We start from the raw sequence: 6771 nt of genomic DNA on the forward strand, positions 1-6771 counted from the left end.
GCAATATGGCGTATCGGTCACCGATGCCTGCATCGACTGGTCGGCTACCGAGAAGACCCTGCGCAGCATGCGGGCCAAGCTGAAGGATGTGCTGCCGCAGCGTAAGCGCGGCTGATGTAAAAAGCGGGGCCGCTTCGCGCCCCATCGCCGGCTAGCCGGCTCCCACATTTCACGCATTTCGCCGTACGTGTGGGAGCCGGCTAGCCGGCGATGGGGCGCGAAGCGGCCCCGCTTTTTATTTACAGAATCAAACCTTGCTCGAATGCCGCTGCTGACGCTCCATGTAGCGCTCCACATACGAGCAGGACGGAATCACCGTATAGCCCATCTCTTCAGCGTACTCCAGGGCCCTTTCGGTCAATGCGGCAGCAATCCCGCGGCCTCGCAAGGCATTGGGGACGAAGGTGCGATAGATGTCCAGCGTCTGCTTGCCCAGGTCCATGTACGTCAGATAGGCACGATGACCGTCCACGTTGGTCTCGAACTGATGACCGGCCTGGTCATGGTGGATGGTCAGCGCTTCGCTCATCACTACTCCTCGCAGGTCTTCTCGGCAGACCCATACCTTAACCGATGGTGGTTTATCCGGCACAGAATCCTCTACGCCACCTGTTGCCCCTTCGACCCCTGGACGATTGCAATCGTTCGGATTCTCTGGCACTGACAAGATAGTAGGCGCCGCAAGTGGGATTGCTCAAGGTGGCAGCGGTTGAAAATGGCGAAAACGCAGCGAGAATGGCTCTTGCCCGCACGCCCAACAGCCGCCGGATGTTCTAGGGCTTAAGACGCTGAACGACAGTTAAAGTCACCGTTAGTTCAACAAAAAGTTCCTGTACTACAATCGCTTGCGAAGCCTGCCGGTTTTTTTCACAGACGTGTCGCAAATCTTGTCGATGCGACCTCGAGCAACATTTTTTTTGCAGTTCTTGCGCTCAGTCAGTTTACTTACTACAAGTAATGGGTACTATGTACGCCGGCCAGTTTCTCTTTTCCGAGAGATGGCTATTTAATAGAAAGTCCTTGAAGGGGAACACGATGAACAACGTTCTGAAATTCTCTGCTCTGGCTCTGGCCGCAGTTCTGGCTACCGGTTGCAGCAGCGTATCCAAAGAAACCGAAGCTCGTCTGACTGCGACTGAAGACGCAGCAGCCCGCGCTCAAGCTCGTGCTGACGAAGCCTACCGTAAGGCTGACGACGCACTGGCAGCCGCTCAGAAGGCTCAGCAGACCGCTGACGAAGCCAACGAGCGCGCTCTGCGTATGCTGGACAAAGCCAGCCGCAAGTAATAATCCTCACGGATTGTTATGAAGCCGACCCACTTGTGGGTCGGCTTTTTTATTGCCTGCAGGCAAGGTAAACCTGCCAGACAGAATCGAAAAAGCCCGCACTAAGGCGGGCCCTGATGTATCGCATTTACCTACTGCAGTTCGGGCGGAATGCTCGAGACCATCGGTGCGCCACCCTGGTTTTCGACCGGCACGGCAATTTCCACCGGCATGCCATCTTCCGCAGCCACCACATCACGTACCATGTCCCAATTCATGCGTAGGTTATTGGCCAGGTCTTCACGCTTGAGCAAGGCATTGATAACGGCGGTGTGTTTGTCGACCACCGACGGATTACCCTGGTCGTCCAGCGGCGTGTGCGCCTCCAGGTAGACCTTGCCGCCACTGATGCCGAACTTGTACGGCTCGTTGATGATGCGCACCGGCGTGCCTACCGGCACCATTTTCGACAACTCCAGCACGTTGTTGTTGAACATGCGGAAGCAACCGTGGCTGGTACGCATGCCAATACCGAACTTCTTGTTCGAACCGTGGATCAGGTAGCCCGGCACGCCCAGGGTGAACTTGAACGGCCCCAGCGGGTTGTCCGGACCGGCCGGCACCACAGCCGGCAGAATGTCGCCATCAGCCGCGTGCTCGGCGCGGATCGACGCTGGCGGCGTCCAGGTCGGGTTCGCCGTCTTGGCGGTGATCTTGGTGTTGGCGATCGGCGAACCCCACCCTTCACGACCAATGCCCAGCGGGAAGGTATGCACCACGTTCTGCCCTTTCGGGAAGTAGTACATGCGGTACTCGGCCAGGTTGATGACGATGCCTTCACGCGGGCCCGGCGGCAGGATGTAGCGAGTCGGCAGGATGACTTCGCTGCCAGCGCCCGGCAGCCACGGGTCGACACCCGGGTTGGCGGCGATCATTTCCAGGTAGCCGAGGTCGTTGGCGGTGCCGATATCGGCGAACGTGTCCTCGTACTTTGCCTTGATCACATGCACCTGGCCGACGATGTCTTCACCGGGCGGTGGCAGTGGCAGCTCCAGCGCAGCAGCGGGGCCCGCTACCAGCAGGGCGGCCAGGGACAGGCTACGGGTGACGGCAGGAAAGCGCGGCAACATCCGGTAAATCCTTCGAAAGGTGGGTCAAGAGGGTCGATTGTACACCCGTGCCGATGCAAGCGGGAGGCATTGGCGCCATGCAAGCGTTTCAGATGATGAAAGGCGCTCAGCAGCCTTGCAGCTCTGGCCACACCGGGCGCATGCCGCGCCGCTGGGCATCGAGGATGGCGCGGCACAGCTCACAGAGGCGGCCGTCGCGGTAGATCGAACGCGGCACGCCGGACCAGCGCGGTTGCGCCGGCAACAGGCCACCGCACAAGGTGCGGTCGACCGGCACGCCCAGCTCGAGCTGGCGGGCCACCAGGTGGACGCGGATTTCCTGGCAGGCGAACAAGTCGAGCTGCTCATCGGGCTCGATCAGTTGGTAGGCATACAGGGACCAGGCAGGGCGCGGCATCGGGGGCACTCGAAACGGGGGGCGCAACATTAGCCGAAAGCCGGCGCCGTTTAAAGCGTCAGAGCAAGGGTTTTATCGCCGGCCAGGCATTTTCCAGCAGGCGCTGCTGGGCACCCAGGGCCGGATGGATGCCATCGGCCTGCATCAATTCAGGCACGCCCCCTACCCCTTCGAGGAAAAACGGCACCAATGGCACCTTTTTGTCTGCGGCCAGCTGTTCATACACCTGGGCGAAGGCAGTGGTATAACGCACGCCATAATTGGGTGGCAGGCGCATGCCCAGCAATACCACCTTGGCACCAGCCTGGTGCGAGCTTTCGATCATCGAGGCAAGATTTTGTTGCAATTGCGCGGGTGGCTGCCCGCGCAGGCCGTCGTTGCCGCCCAGCTCCAGTATCACAAGGCTGGGTTTATGGGCTGCAAGCAGCGCCGGCAGGCGCGCCTGGCCACCTGCACTGGTGTCGCCGCTGATCGACGCATTGACCACTTTGTCATCGAAACCTTCCTCCCTGAGGCGTGCCTGCAACAGCGACACCCAGCCCTGGCGGGTATCCAGGCCAAAACCGGCGCTGATACTATCGCCGACAACCAGCAGTGTTCCCGCCGCCGCGCTCTGGGCCAGGCAATACAGGGCCAGACCGGCACTCAACCACCACACTCGCATCGGATTCTCCATGGGCCCCAGCATTCTCGTTGCGCAGAACCTTAGCAAAGTGGTCCCCAGCGCGGAAGGTGACCTGACCATCCTCCACGCACTGTCCCTCGACCTCGCCCAGGGCGACAGCCTGGCCATCGTCGGCGCCTCGGGCTCGGGCAAGTCGACACTGCTCGGCCTGCTCGCCGGCCTCGACCAGCCCAGCGCCGGCAAGGTTATCCTCGCAGGTCACGACCTGGGGCCGCTGGATGAAGACCAGCGCGCCCGGGTACGTGCCGAACATGTGGGGTTCGTGTTCCAGTCGTTCCAACTGCTCGACAGCCTCAACGCCCTGGAAAACGTCATGCTACCACTGGAGCTGGACGGCCGCCGCGATGCCCGCGAACACGCGCGCACCCTGCTCGAACGGGTCGGCCTGGGCAAACGCCTGAGCCATACCCCGCGCCAGCTGTCGGGCGGCGAACAGCAACGGGTGGCCATCGCCCGCGCCTTCGCCGCGCAACCGGCGGTGCTGTTCGCCGACGAACCCACCGGCAACCTCGACAGCCATACCGGCGAGCGCATCAGCGACTTGCTATTTGAACTGAACAAGGAGCGCGGTACCACCCTGGTGCTGGTCACCCATGATGAACGCCTGGCCCGGCGCTGCCGACGCCAGATCCGCCTGGACGCGGGCCGCCTGGTGGCCCCGGTGGAGGCATGATGAGCCACATGCCGCTGTCCCGCCTGTGTGGCCTGGCCCTGCGCCAGTTGCTGCGCGACATTCGCGCCAGCGAAGTCCGCGTGCTGTTCTTCGCCCTGCTGGTGGCAGTGGCGGCCAGCACTGCCATCGGCTATTTCGGCGCCCGCCTCAACGGCGCCATGCAACTGCGTGCCAGCGAGTTCCTTGGCGCCGACCTGGTGCTGCAGGGCAGCGCTCCGGCCCGCGATCAACAGCTCGCTGCCGGCAAGGCGCTTGGCTTGCGCCATGCGCAAGTGGTCGAGTTCACCAGCGTGGTGGGCGGCGACAACGGCATCCAGCTGTCCAGCGTCAAGGCTGCCGACGGCGCCTACCCGCTACGCGGACAAGTGCGCAGTGCCGCAGCACCCTATGCCGAAGAAACACCTGGCGGTGGCCCGGCGCCTGGCGAAGCGTGGGTCGAACCGCGCCTGCTGGCCGCGCTGGGGTTGGCGGTCGGCGACAGTATCGACGTAGGCATGAAAACCCTGCGCATGAGCCGCGTGCTTACCTACGAGCCGGACCGCGCCAACAATTTCTACAGCCTGACCCCGCGGGTGATGATGAACCTGGCCGACCTGGAAGCCACTGGCGTGATCCAGCCAGGCAGCCGGGTCACCTACCGCGACCTGTGGCGCGGCGATGCCGAGGCGCTGGCCCAGTACCGCCAGGCCGTGGAAAAAGACCTGGCCGCCAACCAGCGCCTGCGCGATACCCGCGATGGCAACCAGCAGGTCGGCGGCGCCCTGGGCAAGGCCGAGCGCTACCTGAACATGGCCAGCCTGGTGGCGGTACTGCTGGCCGGGGTCGCCGTGGCCTTGTCGGCCAGCCGCTATGCCGCACGCCGCCTGGATGCCAGCGCCCTGCTGCGCTGCCTGGGCCTCTCGCGTCGGCAAGCATTGGGCCTGTATTGCCTGCAGTTGGCCATGCTCGGACTGGTCGCCGCCCTGGCGGGCGCCCTGCTCGGCTGGCTGGCACAGCTGGGCCTGTTCCGCCTGCTGCATGGCCTGCTGCCGAGCGTGGTACCTGCGGGCGGCGTCGTCCCGGCCCTGGCCGGTATCGGTACAGGGCTGGTGGCCCTGGCCGGCTTCGCCCTGCCGCCAATAGCCGCCCTGGGCCAGGTGCCGCCACTGCGGGTGCTGCGCCGTGACCTCTTGCCGATACCGCCCAGCAGCTGGCTGGTGTACGGTGCCGCGCTGCTCGCCCTGGGCCTGATCATGTGGCGCTTGAGCCTCGACCTGCTGCTCACCTTCACCCTGCTCGGCGGCGGCCTGGCTGCCGCGCTGCTGCTCGGTGGTCTGCTGTTGCTCGGTTTGCGCAGCCTGCGCCAATTGTTGGCCGGGGCACCGCTGACCTGGCGCCTGGGGCTGGGGCAACTGCTGCGTCACCCCATGGCCGCCGCCGGCCAGGCCCTGGCCTTCGGCCTGATCCTGCTGGCCATGGCCCTGGTCGCCCTGCTGCGTGCGGAACTGCTCGACACCTGGCAAGCGCAGTTGCCCAAGGATGCTCCCAACCATTTCGCCCTGAACATCCTGCCGGATGACCGTGAACCCTTTGCCCAACGCCTGCACCAGGTGCATGCCACATCGGCGCCACTGTACCCAGTGACGCCGGGGCGCCTGGTGCAAATCAATGAGCAACCGGTGCAGCAGGTCGTCAGCAAGGACTCGGCCGGCGAACGTGCCGTGCAGCGCGACCTCAGCCTGACCTGGGCGGCCGAGCTGCCCGAAGGCAACGCACTGACCGCCGGCAGCTGGTGGCAGGCCTTGCCATCCGCTGATGAAACCCCCGGTGTCTCGGTGGAGGCGGACCTTGCCACCAGCTTGAAGCTGCAACTGGGCGACTTGCTGACCTTCGACATCAGCGGCCAGCAGCATCAGGCTCGGGTCAGCAGCCTGCGCAGCGTGCATTGGGACAGCTTCCAGCCGAACTTCTACATGATCTTCCAGCCCGGCACGCTGCAAGGGTTGCCGACCACCTACCTGACCAGCTTCTACCTGGCACCGGGCCATGACCTGGATGTGGTGGCGCTGTCACGGGCGTTCCCGGCAGTGACCATCCTGCAGGTGGACGCCTTGCTCGATCAACTGCGCAGCATCCTCGCCCAGGTGACCCTGGCGGTGGAGTATGTACTGCTGTTCGTGCTGGCGGCTGGGCTGGCGGTGCTGTTCGCCGGGCTGCAGGCAACGCTGGACGAACGTATCCGCCAAGGCGCCTTGCTGCGCGCGCTGGGCGCGGCGCGGCCGTTGCTGGTCAAGGCGCGGCGCATCGAGTTCGGTTTGCTGGGTGCGGCCAGCGGGCTATTGGCGGCTGTGGGCTGCGAGCTGATTACCCTGGTGCTGTACCGCTATGCCTTCGCCTTGCAATGGAGCCCGCATCCGTGGCTGCTGGTGTTGCCGCTGGCCGGGGCGCTGCTGGTGGGGGGTGCGGGGGTGTTGGGGACGCGGCGGGCGCTGAATGCCAGCCCTTTGGCGGTGCTGCGAGAGGGTTGAGGGTTACCTGTGGGGGCCTCTTCGCGGGCTCGCCCGCTCCCACAGGGATATCACAGCATCTGGAGGTTGTGCCGGACCTGTGGGAGCGGGCAAGCCCACGAAGAGGCCCGCAC

General features: G+C 64.3%; 7 protein-coding genes and 1 pseudogene. 4 read left to right on the forward strand and 4 right to left on the reverse strand.

The annotated features are described in order from the left end of the window. Positions 1 to 115, forward strand: a pseudogene (locus TZ03_RS29370) (3-deoxy-7-phosphoheptulonate synthase); the annotation flags it as partial. A gap of 132 nt (positions 116 to 247) precedes the next feature. Here the strand turns inward: TZ03_RS29370 and TZ03_RS25685 are convergent. Then, positions 248 to 529: a GNAT family N-acetyltransferase gene (locus tag TZ03_RS25685; protein ID WP_051101179.1), complete on the reverse strand. Its 282-nt coding sequence runs from the start codon at positions 527 to 529 to the stop codon at positions 248 to 250. Positions 530 to 1035: 506 nt separating this feature from the next. Here TZ03_RS25685 and oprI point away from each other — a divergent pair. Continuing rightward, entirely contained in the window at positions 1036 to 1287 is a 252-nt protein-coding gene (gene oprI / locus TZ03_RS25690) for an outer membrane lipoprotei OprI (protein ID WP_003259780.1), read from the forward strand. Between the two features lie 131 nt (positions 1288 to 1418). Here oprI and TZ03_RS25695 read toward each other — a convergent pair whose 3' ends face one another. The 3 genes from TZ03_RS25695 to TZ03_RS25705 all read right to left on the reverse strand — a co-directional run bounded on the left by TZ03_RS25695 (position 1419) and on the right by TZ03_RS25705 (position 3457). Then, entirely contained in the window at positions 1419 to 2396 is a 978-nt protein-coding gene (locus tag TZ03_RS25695) for a L,D-transpeptidase family protein (RefSeq protein WP_051101180.1), read from the reverse strand. A 106-nt stretch (positions 2397 to 2502) separates the two neighbouring features. Further along, positions 2503 to 2793: a hypothetical protein gene (locus TZ03_RS25700; protein WP_051101181.1), complete on the reverse strand. Its 291-nt coding sequence runs from the start codon at positions 2791 to 2793 to the stop codon at positions 2503 to 2505. Between the two features lie 58 nt (positions 2794 to 2851). Continuing rightward, the gene (locus tag TZ03_RS25705) at positions 2852 to 3457 is read right to left on the reverse strand and encodes an arylesterase (RefSeq protein WP_051101182.1); all 606 of its coding nucleotides are present in this window, start codon (positions 3455 to 3457) and stop codon (positions 2852 to 2854) included. 10 nt (positions 3458 to 3467) lie between these two features. On the opposite strand from TZ03_RS25705, the gene TZ03_RS25710 reads away from it, so the two are divergent. Continuing rightward, positions 3468 to 4151 (forward strand): ABC transporter ATP-binding protein, encoded by a 684-nt coding sequence (locus tag TZ03_RS25710; RefSeq protein ID WP_016714756.1) that lies wholly within the window; start codon positions 3468 to 3470, stop codon positions 4149 to 4151. Beyond that, positions 4151 to 6658: an ABC transporter permease gene (locus TZ03_RS25715; protein WP_051101183.1), complete on the forward strand. Its 2508-nt coding sequence runs from the start codon at positions 4151 to 4153 to the stop codon at positions 6656 to 6658. The genes TZ03_RS25710 and TZ03_RS25715 overlap by 1 nt, the downstream gene beginning before the upstream one ends. Positions 6659 to 6771: the final 113 nt, after the last annotated feature.

Origin of the sequence: Pseudomonas sp. 10-1B, from assembly GCF_000935045.1 — a bacterium.
In the GTDB taxonomy this organism is placed as follows: domain Bacteria; phylum Pseudomonadota; class Gammaproteobacteria; order Pseudomonadales; family Pseudomonadaceae; genus Aquipseudomonas.